The organism is Escherichia sp. WS3227_2 (assembly GCF_046486495.1).
Classification (GTDB): domain Bacteria; phylum Pseudomonadota; class Gammaproteobacteria; order Enterobacterales; family Enterobacteriaceae; genus Escherichia; species Escherichia coli.
On record NZ_JBJQLG010000005.1, the window covers coordinates 242,828 to 259,622 of the forward strand.

Annotated in this window: 17 protein-coding genes; 9 read left to right on the forward strand and 8 right to left on the reverse strand. The window is 49.1% G+C overall.

Annotation, left to right across the window (positions count from 1 at the left end; translation table 11 throughout):
- Positions 1-3 precede the first annotated feature (3 nt).
- Positions 4-699 (reverse strand): septum site-determining protein MinC, encoded by a 696-nt coding sequence (minC, locus tag ACJHXB_RS09625; protein ID WP_000072536.1) that lies wholly within the window; start codon positions 697-699, stop codon positions 4-6.
- Between the two features lie 519 nt (positions 700-1,218).
- Here minC and ACJHXB_RS09630 point away from each other — a divergent pair.
- A complete protein-coding gene (locus tag ACJHXB_RS09630) occupies positions 1,219-1,587 on the forward strand; it encodes a YcgJ family protein (RefSeq protein WP_001056841.1) in 369 nt (122 codons plus the stop codon).
- Between the two features lie 119 nt (positions 1,588-1,706).
- Here ACJHXB_RS09630 and pliG read toward each other — a convergent pair whose 3' ends face one another.
- Positions 1,707-2,108: a g-type lysoyme inhibitor PliG gene (gene pliG / locus ACJHXB_RS09635; protein WP_000693755.1), complete on the reverse strand. Its 402-nt coding sequence runs from the start codon at positions 2,106-2,108 to the stop codon at positions 1,707-1,709.
- A 240-nt stretch (positions 2,109-2,348) separates the two neighbouring features.
- Between pliG and ACJHXB_RS09640 the strand changes: the two genes are divergently transcribed.
- From ACJHXB_RS09640 to ACJHXB_RS09650, 3 genes are all read left to right on the forward strand, one after another.
- Positions 2,349-2,642 carry a YcgL domain-containing protein gene (locus ACJHXB_RS09640; RefSeq protein WP_001295992.1) on the forward strand — a complete coding sequence of 98 codons (294 nt, stop codon included), beginning with the start codon at positions 2,349-2,351 and terminating at the stop codon, positions 2,640-2,642.
- Positions 2,643-2,713: 71 nt separating this feature from the next.
- Positions 2,714-3,373, forward strand: a complete 660-nt coding sequence (locus ACJHXB_RS09645) for a fumarylacetoacetate hydrolase family protein (RefSeq protein WP_000284277.1) — start codon at positions 2,714-2,716, stop codon at positions 3,371-3,373.
- A 91-nt stretch (positions 3,374-3,464) separates the two neighbouring features.
- On the forward strand, positions 3,465-3,911 hold the full coding sequence (locus tag ACJHXB_RS09650) for a YcgN family cysteine cluster protein (protein ID WP_001306825.1): 447 nt from the start codon (positions 3,465-3,467) through the stop codon (positions 3,909-3,911).
- Positions 3,912-4,117: 206 nt separating this feature from the next.
- Here the strand turns inward: ACJHXB_RS09650 and hlyE are convergent, their stop codons facing one another.
- Entirely contained in the window at positions 4,118-5,029 is a 912-nt protein-coding gene (gene hlyE, locus ACJHXB_RS09655; protein ID WP_001306826.1) for a hemolysin HlyE, read from the reverse strand.
- Between the two features lie 371 nt (positions 5,030-5,400).
- Here hlyE and ACJHXB_RS09660 point away from each other — a divergent pair, with 371 nt between their 5' ends.
- Positions 5,401-5,820 (forward strand): translesion error-prone DNA polymerase V autoproteolytic subunit, encoded by a 420-nt coding sequence (locus ACJHXB_RS09660; RefSeq protein WP_000897378.1) that lies wholly within the window; start codon positions 5,401-5,403, stop codon positions 5,818-5,820.
- Positions 5,820-7,088 carry a DNA polymerase V catalytic protein gene (umuC, locus tag ACJHXB_RS09665; protein ID WP_000457602.1) on the forward strand — a complete coding sequence of 423 codons (1,269 nt, stop codon included), beginning with the start codon at positions 5,820-5,822 and terminating at the stop codon, positions 7,086-7,088. Before ACJHXB_RS09660 ends, umuC begins: the two co-directional genes overlap by 1 nt.
- A gap of 45 nt (positions 7,089-7,133) precedes the next feature.
- On the opposite strand, the gene dsbB is transcribed toward umuC, so the two are convergent.
- Both dsbB and nhaB read right to left on the reverse strand, forming a co-directional pair.
- Positions 7,134-7,664, reverse strand: a complete 531-nt coding sequence (dsbB, locus tag ACJHXB_RS09670; RefSeq protein ID WP_000943459.1) for a disulfide bond formation protein DsbB — start codon at positions 7,662-7,664, stop codon at positions 7,134-7,136.
- A gap of 145 nt (positions 7,665-7,809) precedes the next feature.
- Entirely contained in the window at positions 7,810-9,351 is a 1,542-nt protein-coding gene (gene nhaB / locus ACJHXB_RS09675; RefSeq protein WP_000406373.1) for a Na(+)/H(+) antiporter NhaB, read from the reverse strand.
- A 221-nt stretch (positions 9,352-9,572) separates the two neighbouring features.
- On the opposite strand from nhaB, the gene fadR reads away from it, so the two are divergent.
- Positions 9,573-10,292, forward strand: a complete 720-nt coding sequence (fadR, locus tag ACJHXB_RS09680) for a fatty acid metabolism transcriptional regulator FadR (protein WP_000234823.1) — start codon at positions 9,573-9,575, stop codon at positions 10,290-10,292.
- A gap of 50 nt (positions 10,293-10,342) precedes the next feature.
- Here fadR and ACJHXB_RS09685 read toward each other — a convergent pair whose 3' ends face one another.
- Positions 10,343-11,875 carry a SpoVR family protein gene (locus ACJHXB_RS09685; protein WP_000190855.1) on the reverse strand — a complete coding sequence of 511 codons (1,533 nt, stop codon included), beginning with the start codon at positions 11,873-11,875 and terminating at the stop codon, positions 10,343-10,345.
- 329 nt (positions 11,876-12,204) lie between these two features.
- Here ACJHXB_RS09685 and dadA point away from each other — a divergent pair, with 329 nt between their 5' ends.
- Both dadA and dadX read left to right on the forward strand, forming a co-directional pair.
- On the forward strand, positions 12,205-13,503 hold the full coding sequence (dadA, locus tag ACJHXB_RS09690) for a D-amino acid dehydrogenase (RefSeq protein ID WP_001266908.1): 1,299 nt from the start codon (positions 12,205-12,207) through the stop codon (positions 13,501-13,503).
- A gap of 9 nt (positions 13,504-13,512) precedes the next feature.
- Complete coding sequence (gene dadX / locus ACJHXB_RS09695; RefSeq protein WP_000197824.1) at positions 13,513-14,583, forward strand: catabolic alanine racemase DadX; 1,071 nt, start codon at positions 13,513-13,515, stop codon at positions 14,581-14,583.
- Between the two features lie 166 nt (positions 14,584-14,749).
- Here dadX and ACJHXB_RS09700 read toward each other — a convergent pair whose 3' ends face one another.
- Both ACJHXB_RS09700 and ACJHXB_RS09705 read right to left on the reverse strand, forming a co-directional pair.
- Entirely contained in the window at positions 14,750-16,189 is a 1,440-nt protein-coding gene (locus ACJHXB_RS09700; protein ID WP_001469089.1) for a hypothetical protein, read from the reverse strand.
- A 350-nt stretch (positions 16,190-16,539) separates the two neighbouring features.
- Positions 16,540-16,737 (reverse strand): hypothetical protein, encoded by a 198-nt coding sequence (locus ACJHXB_RS09705; RefSeq protein ID WP_410233488.1) that lies wholly within the window; start codon positions 16,735-16,737, stop codon positions 16,540-16,542.
- Positions 16,738-16,795: the final 58 nt, after the last annotated feature.

Sequence of the window (16,795 nt, forward strand, 5' to 3'; positions counted from 1 at the left end):
GGATCAATTTAACGGTTGAACGGTCAAAGCGTTTTCGACTAACTGCAGTCGCGCCGCTTTGCCATAAAATTCTGCTGGGATTTGATCACTCAGCCAGTATTCACCTGCGATGGACACCAATTCCGCCATCAGGTTCGTACAAAATATTTGCGTTTCCCGGTCACCACTTGCCCCTGCCAGCGCACGACCGCGCATCATGCCATAGACATGAATGTTCCCATCGGCAATCAATTCGGCCCCAGCGCTAACGTGGCTTGTAACAATCAGATCACATTGTGGAGCATAAATACGCTGACCGGAACGCACCGGGGTATCTATTAAACGCGTTTTTGTGACCGGCGTTGTATTTTGCGCTGGAGCCTGCGGTGCGGGAGCTGGACGCGGCGCTTTTTCCTTTCCTTCCGTCAGGATAGGCAGCCCCATTTTTTCAATTTCGGCTTTAAGTTGCGCATCTTTGCAGCCACTTACGCCAATAACCCGCAAACCGGTTGCCGAAACCGCCTTATGCATCGCTGACCAGTTTACCGGGTCTTCCAGTGCACTGACGTTGAGTACAACGGGGGCATGTTTTAAAAATGCGGGGGCCTGAGCGATTTTGTCTTCCAGCGCCTGATGGATAACCTTAGGTTCTGCCTCATGCAGATGAACCACAGATAAAGTGAAGCTACTGCCTTTAAGCTCGATTGGCGTGTTTGACATCCTGGCCTTACTCAATTAGCTATTAATCATCGCCAGCGCGCGATGATGTTCCGAAGACTATAAGGCATGTTATAGTCTGGATTATATTGAGGCAAGTCACCCTCCCATTTATTCAGAGTAAAAGTCTATTCTGTGATAAATGGCGCTGATTCATAGCTTAAAAAATACCCTTGTCAATCAACCCATTGCCGTCGTACTTTTGATTGTTCTTATTTACGCTTCCTTTTTCCGCACCCTAATCGTGACAGCATCTTCAGAACTGTTTAAATATCCAGTATTGAGGCGAGTGTATTTTTTCACCACGCCAGGCTTTCTTAACTTTCCATTTTTTGCGGCATCATTAAAGAACAGATACCCGTTATCTTAATATCCGCCACAGAATTGCTCTATCATAGAAACCGCAGAAGACGTCTGATACTTCTGTCAGGTCATCGTAACTCGTCCAGGTCAGCGGTTTTGATTACGGATTGATGATGAAATGAGCATAAGTGTTGTACGGTTGGATTATCAGGATGTGCTATGAATATGATGCGTATTTTTTATATCGGATTGTCAGGTGTGGGGATGATGTTCTCATCAATGGCGTCTGGAAATGACGCTGGCGGACTTCAATCTCCGGCGTGCGGCGTTGTTTGCGACCCGTATATTTGTGTGAACTCAGATGGCATTTCCCCAGAGTTAACAAGGAAATATCTCGGCGAAAAAGCCGCTGAAAACTTACAATCATTACAAGGCTACGATCCCAGCGAATTTACATTCGCTAACGGTGTATTTTGCGATGTTAAAGAAAAATTATGTCGTGATGATCGTTATTTTGGTGTGGATGGTAATCGGAGTGGAAAAATCAATCAAACCACCACAAAGATGTTATTTATGTGTCGTGAGTGATGCCTTGTTTACATTATGTTCTATTCGGCATTGTCTGCTATTCGTCATTAACCTCTTGAGCGACAGAGAGGAGTGGGGCGTTAACGTTTATGACGGGGAGAGTCCCCGTCGGTTGACATTTACTTAATTTGAATATCGACGTTATATTTTTTGGTTTTGTTTTTACGGGCGTCGTTTCGGGTTTGCAGCACTCGCAGCTCATATTTGCCAGAAGCAGGGAGTGAGTATTGTCCGTGACTATCGAGTTCTGGGGAATATCTGGATAAATCAACAGAATCATCGATTCCTGGCCCGAAGAGGTAAGTATCAGCGCCTTCATTAGAGATACTCACATGCACTTTCTGACCTTTTTTGGCATAGAAGGTATATGTATCGTAATCGTATCCCTTTATTTCGCCGGAGTACTGAGCGCTGCTATGGCCTTTTCTGAACTCAACATTGACATTCTTACCCGCAGCAAAGCTCGTGGAGGTTAGCAGTGCAAGCAATAATACAGCCTTACTGATGCCCTTGATTTTCATAGGTAGTCTCCTGTTCAGAATGAGGATGATGAACTGTTATAATATAACAATTCATCACAGGAGAATTCCAGTGGCTTTCCTGCGTTCGGTTAAATCCCGGCGCGGCATTTTTGCCGGGGGATCACTTATTAAGGGCGCATGGACTGAACAAACCGCAGAAATCTACAGCTGGCTGGCTTGTGGCGCGGGTTTCATTGATGTTAGCTTATGCCAAAACTTGGCATCTTAAAGAGTAAAAGTATGTTTTGTGTGATTTATCGAAGCAGCAAGCGTGACCAGACCTATTTATATGTCGAAAAAAAAGACGATTTTTCGCGTGTACCTGAGGAACTGATGAAAGGTTTTGGTCAGCCTCAGTTAGCGATGATTCTGCCGCTGGATGGGCGGAAGAAACTGGTCAATGCCGATATTGAAAAGGTTAAACAGGCATTAACCGAGCAAGGTTACTATTTGCAGTTACCGCCACCACCCGAAGATTTGCTGAAGCAACATCTTTCCGTCATGGGGCAGAAAACAGACGACACGAACAAATAACCGATATCCGGCGGTGGTATTATCTTTGTCGGCGCGGGTTTTCATATCCACGATAAGGTGAGGGGAACGTTATGTATCAACATCACAACTGGCAAGGTGCGCTGCTGGATTATCCGGTGAGTAAAGTAGTCTGTGTTGGCAGTAACTATGCCAAACATATCAAAGAGATGGGCAGCGCAGTGCCCGAAGAGCCAGTGCTGTTTATTAAACCAGAAACGGCACTGTGCGATCTGCGGCAGCCATTGGCGATCCCATCCGATTTCGGTTCAGTTCATCATGAAGTCGAACTGGCGGTATTGATTGGCGCGACGCTGCGTCAGGCTACGGAAGAGCATGTCCGTAAAGCCATTGCCGGTTACGGCGTGGCGCTCGATCTGACATTGCGTGATGTTCAGGGAAAAATGAAGAAAGCCGGGCAGCCGTGGGAAAAGGCCAAAGCGTTTGATAACTCTTGTCCGCTTTCCGGGTTTATTCCCGCGGCGGAATTCACCGGCGATCCGCAAAATACAACGCTGGGCCTGAGCGTAAACGGCGAACAACGCCAGCAAGGTACGACTGCGGACATGATCCATAAAATCGTTCCGCTGATCGCTTATATGAGCAAGTTCTTTACCCTCAAGGCCGGTGACGTTGTGCTGACAGGCACGCCTGATGGCGTCGGCCCGTTGCAAAGTGGTGATGAGCTGACAGTCACTTTCGATGGGCATTCTTTGACAACTCGCGTTTTGTAATACTTTTTGCCGCCTGAAAGCGGCGGCAAAACTTGCATCGCTGTGCCAGACTGGTTATAAGGTGCGTTTTAACGTAATGGCGGAACACCTGATGAGCGATGTACCTTTCTGGCAAAGTAAAACCCTGGACGAAATGAGCGATGCGGAATGGGAGTCGTTGTGTGATGGTTGCGGTCAGTGTTGCCTGCATAAACTGATGGATGAAGACACCGACGAAATCTACTTCACTAACGTCGCCTGTCGCCAGCTCAATATTAAAACCTGTCAATGTCGGAACTACGAACGTCGTTTCGAGTTTGAACCTGACTGCATTAAATTAACCCGTGAAAATCTGCCAACATTCGAATGGCTGCCAATGACCTGCGCTTATCGCTTGCTGGCGGAAGGTAAAGATTTACCTGCGTGGCATCCGCTGCTTACTGGTTCGAAAGCGGCAATGCATGGCGAACGTATCTCTGTGCGTCATATCGCAGTGAAAGAATCAGAAGTGATTGACTGGCAGGATCATATCTTAAATAAACCTGACTGGGCGCAGTGATAAATTTAATAGATGTTGATGGGGGCTTTCTTAATATACGTCTGGATGCTCGCCATTTCGTAGCCCTGTTTTTGAAAGCGCTCTGTCATAATGAGAGTTACCCGATACCTTATTATCAGCAGGTAACTCTCAATCTTTAAAAAACGGCTGTATTTTTAAATGTGATAAACTTTATACCTTGAGTACATGGAGAGAATAATCGCTTATCAGACTTCAGGTACCTCAAAGAGTGTCTTCTTACCGTGTCTTTTCTGATACTCATTACAGGTGTTAATCATTTTTTTTGCCGCTTCTTTTAGCAAAGAAAGCATTAAATCATCATAATCAACGTAGAATCTGGTTGTTTCAGTTTCCGTTTTTATCTCCCCGATGGCGGCTATTTCGGTGGTTAATTTCAATTTGGCGGCATCGATATCTTTATTCGCTTGTTTAACCGTGTTAGACAGGGTGGTAAAGAAACTCTGCACAGATTTTAACTTGTTCTTCAATTCTGGAATCAGTTTCCCTTCAACTACGCCCGCAGCAATAGAATAGGAAATGATTAATCCAAATGGACCGGCGACGACACCGGCTGCGGCACCGGCATACGCTTCCTTCCTGATTTTATCTACCTGTGACTGGAAATAGCTGCTTTTTTCTGAAAAATCATTGGTTAACTGGCTATCTAACGCCAGCAGTTTCCCGGAAGCGTTGTTGAAACTTTGTGAGCTTACCAGCAGGGATTTTTGCGCTTCATTCAGCTTCGTGATGCCGTCATCCAGTACCTTAATGAGAATGTCTTTCTGGGCGGATGCTTTCTTCTCATTGTACTCATCAAATAGCAAAATATACGCTGCGAGCAATTGCGTCGCAACACCACACCATTCATACACCGTTTGGGTTGCTTCAAAATACTTATCCTGGCTATCCATAAGTAAGGTTTTAATATCGCCAACTAAAACGGAGGCTGCCTGTGAATACTCCTGTTTAAAGCGACTTAACTCTTTTATGGTTTCATCGAAGGTCTGCCAGGGGATGACCTGATCGAGATATTTATTATAAAGGTCTAATGCTCCATCTGCGGTTTCGATTGCGTTTTTAACTACCTCTACCGTTTTATCTGCAACGATTTCAGTCATAATCATTCGCCTCTTTAAATATATAAATTGTAATGAAACTCCTGTTTTACAACTATTAATGAATTTTACTTCATCTAATTCATAGTTAGCCGGGCGAGATGCGTCAATGTCTTTATTTCTATTAATATGATAAATATCAAACAATGTTTAATGTCATTATGGCGAATGCTTCTATTCTATTTTTTAGCCAGGTGATATTTTTCATTTCTGCTGGATGAGCGTCGTCGCCAGAAGGCGCGTGAGCACAGGATAAGAGAACGAAAAATCAGCAGTCTATGCAGCGACAAATATTGATAGCCTGAATCAGTATTGATCTGCTGGCAAGAACAGACTACTGTATATAAAAACAGTATAACTTCAGGCAGATTATTATGTTGTTTATCAAGCCTGCGGATCTCCGCGAAATTGTGACTTTTCCGCTATTTAGCGATCTTGTTCAGTGTGGCTTTCCTTCACCGGCCGCAGATTACGTTGAACAGCGCATCGATCTGAATCAACTGTTGATCCAGCATCCCAGCGCGACTTACTTCGTCAAAGCAAGTGGTGATTCTATGATTGACGGTGGGATTAGTGACGGTGATTTACTGATTGTCGATAGCGCTATTACCGCCAGCCATGGTGATATTGTCATCGCTGCTGTTGACGGCGAGTTTACGGTGAAAAAATTGCAACTACGCCCGACAGTGCAGCTTATTCCCATGAACAGTGCATATTCACCCATTACCATCAGTAGCGAAGATACGCTGGATGTCTTTGGTGTGGTGATCCACGTCGTTAAGGCGATGCGCTGATGTTTGCCCTCTGTGATGTAAACGCGTTTTATGCCAGCTGTGAGACGGTGTTTCGCCCTGATTTATGGGGTAAACCGGTGGTTGTGCTATCGAATAATGACGGTTGCGTTATCGCCCGAAACGCTGAGGCAAAGGCGTTGGGCGTTAAAATGGGCGATCCCTGGTTCAAACAAAAAGATCTGTTTCGCCGCTGTGGCGTGGTTTGCTTTAGCAGTAACTATGAGCTTTACGCCGATATGAGCAATCGGGTGATGTCGACGCTGGAAGAGTTATCGCCCCGCGTCGAGATTTACAGCATTGATGAGGCATTCTGCGATCTGACCGGTGTGCGTAATTGTCGCGATCTGACTGATTTTGGCAGAGAAATTCGCGCAAAGGTGCTACAACGTACCCATCTTACTGTTGGCGTGGGGATCGCCCAGACCAAAACGCTGGCTAAGCTTGCCAATCATGCGGCAAAAAAATGGCAGCGGCAGACGGGTGGGGTGGTGGATTTATCAAATCTGGAACGCCAGCGTAAATTAATGTCTGCTCTCCCCGTGGATGAAGTCTGGGGGATTGGACGGCGGATCAGCAAAAAACTGGACGCGATGGGGATCAAAACCGTTCTCGATTTGGCGGATACAGATATCCGGTTTATCCGTAAACATTTTAATGTCGTGCTCGAAAGAACGGTGCGTGAACTGCGCGGTGAACCCTGTTTGCAACTGGAAGAGTTTGCACCGACAAAGCAGGAAATTATCTGTTCCCGTTCGTTTGGTGAACGCATCACGGATTATACGTCGATGCGGCAGGCCATTTGTAGTTACGCTGCCCGGGCGGCGGAAAAACTTCGCAGTGAGCATCAATATTGTCGGTTTATTTCCACGTTTATTAAGACGTCACCATTTGCGCTCAATGAACCTTATTACGGCAATAGCGCGTCGGTAAAACTGCTGACGCCCACTCAGGACAGCAGGGATATCATTAACGCCGCTACGCGATCTCTGGATGCCATCTGGCAAGCGGGCCATCGCTACCAAAAAGCGGGCGTGATGCTGGGAGATTTCTTCAGTCAGGGAGTCGCGCAGCTCAATTTATTCGATGACAACGCACCGCGCCCCGGGAGTGAGCAATTGATGGCGGTAATGGATACGCTAAATGCTAAAGAGGGCAGAGGAACACTCTATTTTGCCGGGCAGGGGATCCAGCAACAATGGCAGATGAAGCGTGCCATGCTTTCACCACGTTATACAACGCGAAGTTCTGATTTACTGCGGGTCAAATAAACATAGCGGCAGGAAAAAAGCGCTCCCGCAGGAGCGCTGAATGGATTAGCGACCGAACAGGTCACGTTTTTTCGCTTTAAACGGCTGGGAAATCACCACCAGCACCGCGACAATCAGGTAAGCGATAAAAATACCGAGCAACCACTGCGGCATTTCCAGACCTAAAAAATCCCACTGACGCTCGGCGCAATCGCCAGAGGCGACAAACACTTGCGGCACCCATTTATCCAGCGGCAGCCATTCCGGGAAACGAACCATAAAATCACAGGTCGCAAACGGCGAAGGATAGAGCTGAAGCATGGTGTGCTCGTAAGTTAACTGCACACCGCGGAACGCACTATACAACCAGATAACCATCGCTACATAACGCAGCGGAGTTTTCGGGGCGATCGCGCCAATCAGCGCAGCACCCAGAACGCCGAATAATGCGCAGCGTTCATAAATACAGAGCACGCAAGGTTTCAGTAACATCACATGCTGGAACCACAGTGCCGTCAGTTCCAGTGCCAGAGCGGTAAACGCCATCAACAGCCACGCGCCCCGGCCTTGTGAACATTGGTTCAAAAATCGCAACATAATCATTTCCCTGCAATATGCATAGAGTGCGCAGTTTAAACCAATTCATTCGCTGCGCCACCAGGAGGCAGCAAAAATAGGACGCAATTGGACAATTATCGGGCGAAAAGGCAAACCGGGCATTTATATGCCCGGTAAGTTGTTATCAAAGCGTTGCTATCCAGCCCATTTGCATAAACCATTCGGTTACAGGGGCAAGCGTAAACTCGACGCAAAGTAGTCCGACGAGTGTCAGGACGAGGGTGTAAGGCAGGGCCATCCACACCATGCGCCCATAAGAGAGGCGAATCAATGGCGCGAGTGCAGAGGTCAGCAGGAACAGGAACGCAGCCTGACCGTTCGGCGTAGCGACGGAGGGCAGATTGGTACCGGTATTAATGGCGACCGCCAGCAGCTCGTATTGCTTCAACGTGATAGCGCCACTTTCCATTGCCGCTTTCGCTTCGTTGATATAAATCGTCCCCACGAAGACGTTATCCGAAATGGATGACAGCAGACCGTTGAAAATATAGAACAGCGACAGCTGAGCATGTTCCGATGCCTGCAACACAAACTGAATAATCGGCGAAAACAGTTGTTGGTCGATAATCACCGCGACTACCGAGAAAAACACCGTCAACAGTGCGGTGAATGGCAGAGATTCGGTGAAGGCTTTACCGATAGCATGTTCATCGGTGACACCGGTCAATGATGTCGCCAGAATAATGACCGACAAACCAATCAAGCCAACCTCCGCCAGATGCAACGCCAGCGCAGTCACCAGCCAGACGCCAATAATCGCCTGGACAATCAGACGGATTTTATCCTGACGGGTACGCTGGTGGCGGCTTTGATCGTCAAACTGTTGCAACACTTCGCGGACTTTCTCCGGCAGCGTTTCACCATAGCCAAACCAACGCAGCTTCTCTACCAGCAGGCAGGTTAACAGGCCACAAATCAGAACCGGAACGGTCACCGGCGACATGCGCAGGAAGAAATCGCCAAAATGCCAGCCAGCCGCTTTAGCGATGATCAGGTTCTGTGGTTCGCCCACCATGGTCATCACGCCGCCTAATGCGGTGCCGACACCGGCATGCATCATCAGGCTACGCAGAAAGCCACGGAACTGTTCCAGAACCACTTTGTAATGCTTGTCGATATGACTATCGTCTTGCAGGTCGGTATCTTCGGTACGGGAAGAGGCTACGCGGTGATAAATCCCATAAAAACCGACTGCAACGCTGATCACCACCGCCACGACGGTTAAGGCATCGAGGAACGCGGAGAGGAACGCCGCCGCCACGCAAAAAGAGAGCGACAGCAGCATTTTGGAGCGAATGCTTAACAGCAAACGGGTAAATATGAACAGCAACAGCTGTTTCATAAAATAGATACCCGCCACCATAAACATCAGTAACAGCAAGACTTCAAGATTTGCCGCTATCTCTTCACGGACGTGTTCCGCGCTGGTCATGCCGATGAATACCGCTTCGATAGCCAACAGACCACCGGGGAGCAGCGGGTAGCATTTCAGGGCCATCGCCAGAGTGAAAATAAATTCCGCTACCAGCAACCAGCCAGCGACGAAAGGGCTGATGAGGAAAATTAACGGATTTACGATTAAGAAAATGATGAGGGCGAGTTTGTACCAGTCGGGGGACTGGCCCAAAAAATTGCGCCATAGCGCGCGGCCCCAGGAGATCTCCATGATGGTTTCCCTTACCTTACAAATAATCAATGATGTTTTTATGTTTAAACGCAAAGCTTAACGGTCAGGCCGGAGTGAGGCAAGTCTTGATAGTCAAGGGGAAAGAGATGCGGAAAATGAAGCCTTGATCCCTTTTTTCTTCTTTTTGTCTGCTATCAGCGTAGTTAGCCCTCTGGTATGATGAGTCCAACTTTGTTTTGCTGTGTTATGGAAATCTCACTATGGTCATTAAGGCGCAAAGCCCGGCGGGTTTCGCGGAAGAGTACATTATTGAAAGTATCTGGAATAACCGCTTCCCTCCCGGGACTATTTTGCCCGCAGAACGTGAACTTTCAGAATTAATTGGCGTAACGCGTACTACGTTACGTGAAGTGTTACAGCGTCTGGCACGAGATGGCTGGTTGACCATTCAACATGGCAAGCCGACGAAGGTGAATAATTTCTGGGAAACCTCCGGTTTAAATATCCTTGAAACACTGGCGCGACTGGATCACGAAAGTGTGCCGCAGCTTATTGATAATTTGCTGTCGGTGCGTACCAATATTTCAACTATTTTTATTCGCACCGCGTTTCGTCAACATCCCGATAAAGCGCAGGAAGTGCTGGCTACCGCTAATGAAGTGGCCGATCACGCCGATGCCTTTGCCGAGCTGGATTACAACATATTCCGCGGTCTGGCGTTTGCTTCCGGCAACCCGATTTACGGTCTGATCCTTAACGGGATGAAAGGACTGTATACGCGCATTGGTCGTCACTATTTCGCCAATCCGGAAGCGCGCAGTCTGGCGCTGGGCTTCTACCACAAACTGTCGGCGTTGTGCAGTGAAGGCGCGCACGATCAGGTATACGAAACAGTGCGTCGCTATGGGCATGAGAGCGGCGAGATTTGGCACCGGATGCAGAAAAATCTGCCGGGTGATTTAGCCATTCAGGGGCGATAATCCCTTCCGTTTAAAAAGCAAACCCCTCAAACGAGGGGTTTTTGTTGTTTTTACAGATTTCCCATTCTCGGCGGGCAACGTTCCAGCAACTCGACGCTGCCGTCTTCGTTTTGCTGTTCCAGCATCACATCAAATCCCCACAGGCGATGCACATGCTTCAGCACTTCTTTGCGCCCCCGATCCAGCGGTGCGCGATTATGTGGAATGTAACGCAGCGTCAGCGAACGGTCGCCGCGCAAATCCACGTTCCAGATCTGAATATTCGGCTCCAGATTACTTAAGTTATATTGCGACGATAACCGGTTACGGATCTCCCGATAACCTTCTTCATTATGAATAGCGGATATCTCCAGATAATTATGCCGATCGTCATCCAGCACGGTGAAGAAGCGGAAATCACGCATCACTTTCGGTGACAGGAACTGGCTGATAAAACTCTCATCTTTGAAATCACGCATCGCGAAATGCAGCGTTTCCAGCCAGTCGGAACCGGCGATATCCGGGAACCAGTATTTGTCTTCTTCCGTTGGCGACTGACAAATCCGTTTAATATCCTGGAACATGGCGAACCCGAGGGCATACGGATTGATGCCGCTGTACCATGGGCTGTTATAGGGCGGCTGGAAGACCACATTGGTGTGGCTGTGCAAAAACTCCAGCATAAAACGTTCCGTTACTTTCCCTTCATCATACAGATGGTTAAGGATGGTGTAGTGCCAGAAGGTCGCCCAGCCTTCGTTCATCACCTGAGTCTGTTTTTGCGGATAAAAATACTGGCTCACCTTACGCACAATACGCAGGATTTCACGCTGCCATGATTCCAACAGTGGCGCATTTTTCTCCATAAAATAGAGCAGGTTTTCTTGTGGTTCGGACGGATAGCGGCGCGCTTCAGCAACCGTTTTCTCTTCCTCGCGCTTCGGCAGGGTACGCCAGAGCATATTGACCTGACTTTGCAGATACTCTTCGCGACTTTTCTGCCGGGCTTTCTCTTCTTGCAGCGAGATTTTTTGCGGGCGTTTGTACCGGTCCACGCCGTAGTTCATCAGCGCGTGGCACGAGTCCAGAAGCCGTTCTACTTCATCAACGCCATAGCGCTCTTCGCACTCGGTAATATATTTCCGGGCAAAAATCAGATAATCGACAATCGAACTGGCGTCGGTCCAGCTACGAAATAAGTAATTGTTTTTGAAGAAAGAGTTATGCCCATAGCAGGCATGAGCCATCACCAGCGCTTGCATGGTAATGGTGTTCTCTTCCATCAGGTAAGCGATACACGGGTTAGAGTTAATGACGATTTCATAGGCCAGTCCTTGCTGACCGTGCTTATACAGCCGTTCAGTCTCGATAAACTTTTTACCGAATGACCAGTGCGGATAGTTAATTGGCATGCCGACGCTGGAGTAGGCATCCATCATCTGTTCTGAGGTTATCACTTCAATCTGGTGCGGGTAGGTATCCAGCCGGTAGAGTTTCGCCACCCGGTCTATCTCTGCCAGATAAACATCCAGCAGGTCGAACGTCCAGTCGGGTCCATCGCTCAAACGTGTGGTGTCCTTATTCATAGAATCGATCGTCGCCATACGCGCACCTCATTGTTGTCGGCGCTCTCTGTGTGGAGCACCTCATTTCAAGCATAGAACACCTGTTAAAAACCGCGTCGCCGGAGAATTTTTTTCTTTGCGATTTCTTATTATCAGAGTGCCACTAATCCGCTTCTGAACGGAATTTTATGCTGGATAAAAAGGGCGTTCAGCAGGAGATACTAAAGACGTCATATTGCCGCAGAGTCAGGGAGATGTGAGCCAGCTCACCATAAAAAAGCCGTATGTTGAATAATATTTTCAACTGAGTTATCAAGATGTAATTAGATTATTATTCTTTTACTGTATCTACCGTTATCGGAGTGGCTATGCGAGTTGTCATACTGGGAAGTGGTGTGGTAGGCGTTGCCAGCGCCTGGTACTTAAATCAGGCAGGACATGAGGTCACCGTCATTGATCGGGAGCCGGGGGCCGCCCTGGAAACCAGTGCCGCGAATGCCGGGCAAATCTCCCCCGGATATGCAGCACCGTGGGCGGCACCAGGTGTGCCTTTAAAAGCGATTAAATGGATGTTCCAGCGCCATGCGCCGCTGGCGGTTCGTCTCGACGGTACGCAGTTCCAGTTGAAATGGATGTGGCAAATGTTACGTAACTGCGACACCAGCCACTACATGGAAAACAAAGGGCGGATGGTGCGTCTGGCGGAATACAGCCGTGATTGCCTGAAAGCATTGCGCGCCGAAACCAATATTCAGTATGAAGGGCGTCAGGGTGGGACGCTGCAACTGTTCCGTACCGAACAACAGTATGAAAATGCGACCCGCGATATCGCCGTGCTGGAAGATGCCGGCGTACCGTACCAGCTGCTGGAATCCAGCCGTCTGGCGGAAGTGGAGCCCGCGCTGGCAGAAGTGGCGCACAAACTGACGGGTGGTCTGCAACTGCCCAATGATGAAACCGGAGACTGCCAGCTGTTTACCCAGAATCTGGCGCGGATGGCGGAGCAGGCGGGGGTTAAATTCCGCTTTAATACGCCCGTTGACCAACTGCTTTGCGACGGCGAGCAAATCTACGGCGTGAAGTGTGGCGATGAAGTGATTAAGGCCGATGCGTATGTGATGGCATTTGGTTCTTACTCGACGGCGATGCTCAAAGGCATTGTTGATATTCCGGTGTATCCGCTGAAAGGCTACTCGCTGACCATTCCCATTGCGCAGGAAGATGGTGCGCCGGTATCCACCATTCTTGATGAAACCTACAAAATCGCCATTACCCGTTTCGATAACCGCATTCGTGTTGGCGGAATGGCGGAAATTGTTGGTTTTAATACCGAGCTGTTGCAACCGCGTCGTGAAACGCTGGAGATGGTGGTTCGCGATCTCTATCCACGCGGCGGTCATGTCGAGCAGGCGACTTTCTGGACGGGTCTGCGCCCGATGACGCCAGACGGCACGCCGGTTGTCGGGCGTACACGCTTTAAAAATCTGTGGCTGAATACCGGTCACGGCACGCTCGGCTGGACGATGGCTTGCGGTTCCGGTCAGTTGTTAAGCGATCTGCTCTCTGGTCGCACGCCAGCGATCCCGTATGAAGATCTAAGCGTAGCGCGCTACAGCCGTGGATTTACGCCATCACGCCCGGGCCATTTACATGGCGCGCACAGCTAAGGAAACGAGATGACCCGTCCGATACAGGCCAGCCTCGATCTGCAGGCATTAAAACAGAATCTGTCCATTGTCCGCCAGGCCGCGCCGCACGCGCGCGTCTGGTCAGTGGTAAAAGCGAACGCTTACGGGCACGGTATTGAGCGTATCTGGAGCGCGCTCGGGGCCACCGATGGCTTTGCATTACTTAACCTGGAAGAGGCAATAACGTTACGTGAGCGCGGCTGGAAAGGACCGATCCTGATGCTGGAAGGATTTTTCCATGCTCAGGATCTGGAGATTTATGACCAGCACCGCCTGACCACCTGCATACACAGCAACTGGCAGCTCAAAGCACTGCAAAATGCGCGGCTAAAAGCACCGTTGGATATTTATCTTAAAGTGAATAGTGGGATGAATCGGTTGGGCTTCCAGCCCGATCGCGTGCTTACCGTCTGGCAGCAGTTGCGGGCGATGGCGAATGTTGGCGAAATGACCCTGATGTCGCATTTTGCCGAGGCGGAACATCCTGATGGAATTTCCGGCGCGATGGAGCGTATTGAACAGGCGGCGGAAGGGCTGGAGTGTCGGCGTTCGTTGTCCAATTCGGCGGCGACTCTGTGGCACCCGGAAGCGCATTTTGACTGGGTTCGGCCTGGCATTATTTTGTATGGCGCTTCGCCGTCCGGTCAGTGGCGTGATATCGCCAATACCGGATTACGTCCGGTGATGACGCTAAGCAGTGAGATTATTGGTGTCCAGACGCTAAAAGCGGGCGAGCGTGTGGGCTACGGCGGTCGCTATACTGCGCGAGATGAACAGCGAATCGGCATTGTCGCCGCAGGATACGCCGACGGTTATCCGCGCCATGCGCCTACCGGCACCCCTGTTTTAGTTGACGGCGTGCGCACCATGACAGTAGGGACAGTTTCGATGGATATGCTGGCGGTCGATTTAACGCCTTGCCCGCAGGCGGGTATTGGTACGCCGGTTGAGCTGTGGGGCAAGGAGATCAAAATTGATGATGTCGCCGCCGCTGCCGGAACGGTGGGCTATGAGTTGATGTGCGCGCTGGCGTTACGTGTCCCGGTTGTGACGGTGTAACTTGTTGTAAGCCGGATCGGAGGCAACGTCTTCTGGTTGCAAAAAAACATCCATCCGGCTGGGCAACAACTGTAGTTGTTAATGTGACAGAGCCATTTCCCATGATAGTGTCCATTAAAATGATGGACACTATTTCCCCGGAACCTGAACTCACCGCACAGGCGTTCTACATAAAACGCTTACGCTTCATTGTTGACTCGGAATCGACTTCAGATAAATCACGCTTCACCCTTGATGCAGGTTCGGGTTCATGTTCAGAATGTTGATTAACAGGCTGCGAGTCCTGTTGTCTTTCCAGACTCAACAGGCCCAACTGCTGATTCAGGAGCTCCAGGTCCTCCTGTACCTTCACGCGCTCCAGGAGTACCGGGTCATCCAGGAGCTCCAGATCCATAAGGTCATCCAGATCCTCCAGCTTCTCCAGCTTCTCCAGCTTCATCTGGCCCTCCTTGTGCAAAAAGCCCAAAAGGTCCTTCAGGCCCTGCTGTTTTTTCAGGCCCTCGACGGCTTTGAGCAGCGTCGGTAAATTGTCTTTGTCCCACGGGTTACCATTACAGTCAAACACCTTCAGGCTCTGGGGCTGCGGCACCTGTACCGTTTTAAAATTGTTTTCTCCACAGTAGTAAATTATTAGTTTGGGCGGCAGCCGTGGTGAAGAGATCAAATCGTTACTAGAACAGTCAAATACTTTCAGGCGAGTCAAGTTCTCCAGCATCTCATCAGGTATTGAGTGAATATTGTTGCCAGCACAGGATAGTTTATACAGGTACTGGGGCATCGACGGCGGTAAAAATTGCAAGAAGTTTGCAGAACAGTTAATCACTCTCAGGTTAGTCGACAGCTCAGGCAGCCAGATAATACAGTTGTCATAGCAATTCAGTACCATCAGTTTTGAGGGCTGCACCTTCGGTAACAAGATCAAGACGTTATCTGTACAGTCAAGCACCAGCAGCCACTTTGGCATCACCTTCGGTAACGCGGTCAACACGTTTTTACTGCAATAAAATTCAATCAGATGTGGAGGCAAATTTTCAGGGAGTGAAGTCAATCCAAGGTTGCTAAGATTGAGCATACTCCGTCTTGTAATGAGACATTCCTTCATTCTGCGCAATGCTTCTGCCCGGTTTTCAATCCGGCTTGCTGGCAGGTTTTCTTCCAGGATATTTACCTTGATTTCTTCCAGACTTTCTTTCAGGTCTTCTTGGGGAATTTCTGACTGTTTGTTTTGCTGGTTTTCTTCCAGGATTTCGTACAGGTTTTTTTGCAGGTTTTCTTGCAAACCATCCCGCTCCATAGCCCATTGGCACCATTCGGCGACCATCATGAACTCGTTATGTTGCGGATTCGGATTCAGGCGCTCCAACATGATGATGGTATTGTCTACCATATGTATTTTCACTTCGCCCGCGGTACTGAGGTCAATGATCTGCCGGTGGTCATCACCCCAGCTAAATATTTGCGGGCCGATATACTTCATGTTCCGCAAAATTTCATTCTTGAGTTCCACCGACAGGAAGAGCCGCCCTGGCGGGCGTCGTACGCCTGGGTTAACGGAAGATGGGGAAATGGCGGGGGCGAAGGGGTGGATGTCTTTAAAGCTGGCCATAGTGCTACGTATCCTTGAAATAAATATCCTCTGGCAGCGCCGGAGACGTGAATGTGGTCACCGCAAAGGAGCCACAGGACGTCATTTGCGCTGATATAACGACTCATCGTTGACTTTTTCCCTGGTCAGAAATGCCGTGTCGGGTCTGGTACATGCGTAACAGACCTGAATCAGTTTTATTACGGCCCAGGCAGCTCTGACGTATTAGTGAAAATACGAAAGCGAACGACCCGGAAATAATCGTTATTAAGCAAAGGAATAACTATAAGAAATCGCTCATGCATCCGGTGCTACAGGCGGATGAAACGCCACTGCAGATACAGGGCAGCCTGAAACGCGTATTCTGTGGGCTACGTCAGCGCGGCAGGTCGCGTGGGGGAATATGTTCGGGCGATGTCAGGCAGGGGCCCCTGATGGTTGACGGGTATACAGATAATATGGGACAGGTTTTTCTTCACCTGTTGCAGTCGGAAGAAGCCCTTACGCTGACTTTCTTGAGCCGGTGTTTTGAATTTATTAGCCAGAGCCTGCAATGGTTTGTCATCCATAATTTAACCTTCTTCTGATGTTGGGATGAGCATATCAAAATCAGGAAATGACAAGTTT

Coding starts and splice junctions, on each gene's coding strand:
- minC (WP_000072536.1), bottom strand. CDS start 699: ATGTCAAACACGCCAATCGAGCTTAAAGGCAGTAGCTTCACTTTATCT.
- ACJHXB_RS09630 (WP_001056841.1), top strand. CDS start 1,219: ATGAATATGATGCGTATTTTTTATATCGGATTGTCAGGTGTGGGGATG.
- pliG (WP_000693755.1), bottom strand. CDS start 2,108: ATGAAAATCAAGGGCATCAGTAAGGCTGTATTATTGCTTGCACTGCTA.
- ACJHXB_RS09640 (WP_001295992.1), top strand. CDS start 2,349: ATGTTTTGTGTGATTTATCGAAGCAGCAAGCGTGACCAGACCTATTTA.
- ACJHXB_RS09645 (WP_000284277.1), top strand. CDS start 2,714: ATGTATCAACATCACAACTGGCAAGGTGCGCTGCTGGATTATCCGGTG.
- ACJHXB_RS09650 (WP_001306825.1), top strand. CDS start 3,465: ATGAGCGATGTACCTTTCTGGCAAAGTAAAACCCTGGACGAAATGAGC.
- hlyE (WP_001306826.1), bottom strand. CDS start 5,029: ATGACTGAAATCGTTGCAGATAAAACGGTAGAGGTAGTTAAAAACGCA.
- ACJHXB_RS09660 (WP_000897378.1), top strand. CDS start 5,401: ATGTTGTTTATCAAGCCTGCGGATCTCCGCGAAATTGTGACTTTTCCG.
- umuC (WP_000457602.1), top strand. CDS start 5,820: ATGTTTGCCCTCTGTGATGTAAACGCGTTTTATGCCAGCTGTGAGACG.
- dsbB (WP_000943459.1), bottom strand. CDS start 7,664: ATGTTGCGATTTTTGAACCAATGTTCACAAGGCCGGGGCGCGTGGCTG.
- nhaB (WP_000406373.1), bottom strand. CDS start 9,351: ATGGAGATCTCCTGGGGCCGCGCGCTATGGCGCAATTTTTTGGGCCAG.
- fadR (WP_000234823.1), top strand. CDS start 9,573: ATGGTCATTAAGGCGCAAAGCCCGGCGGGTTTCGCGGAAGAGTACATT.
- ACJHXB_RS09685 (WP_000190855.1), bottom strand. CDS start 11,875: ATGGCGACGATCGATTCTATGAATAAGGACACCACACGTTTGAGCGAT.
- dadA (WP_001266908.1), top strand. CDS start 12,205: ATGCGAGTTGTCATACTGGGAAGTGGTGTGGTAGGCGTTGCCAGCGCC.
- dadX (WP_000197824.1), top strand. CDS start 13,513: ATGACCCGTCCGATACAGGCCAGCCTCGATCTGCAGGCATTAAAACAG.
- ACJHXB_RS09700 (WP_001469089.1), bottom strand. CDS start 16,189: ATGGCCAGCTTTAAAGACATCCACCCCTTCGCCCCCGCCATTTCCCCA.
- ACJHXB_RS09705 (WP_410233488.1), bottom strand. CDS start 16,737: ATGGATGACAAACCATTGCAGGCTCTGGCTAATAAATTCAAAACACCG.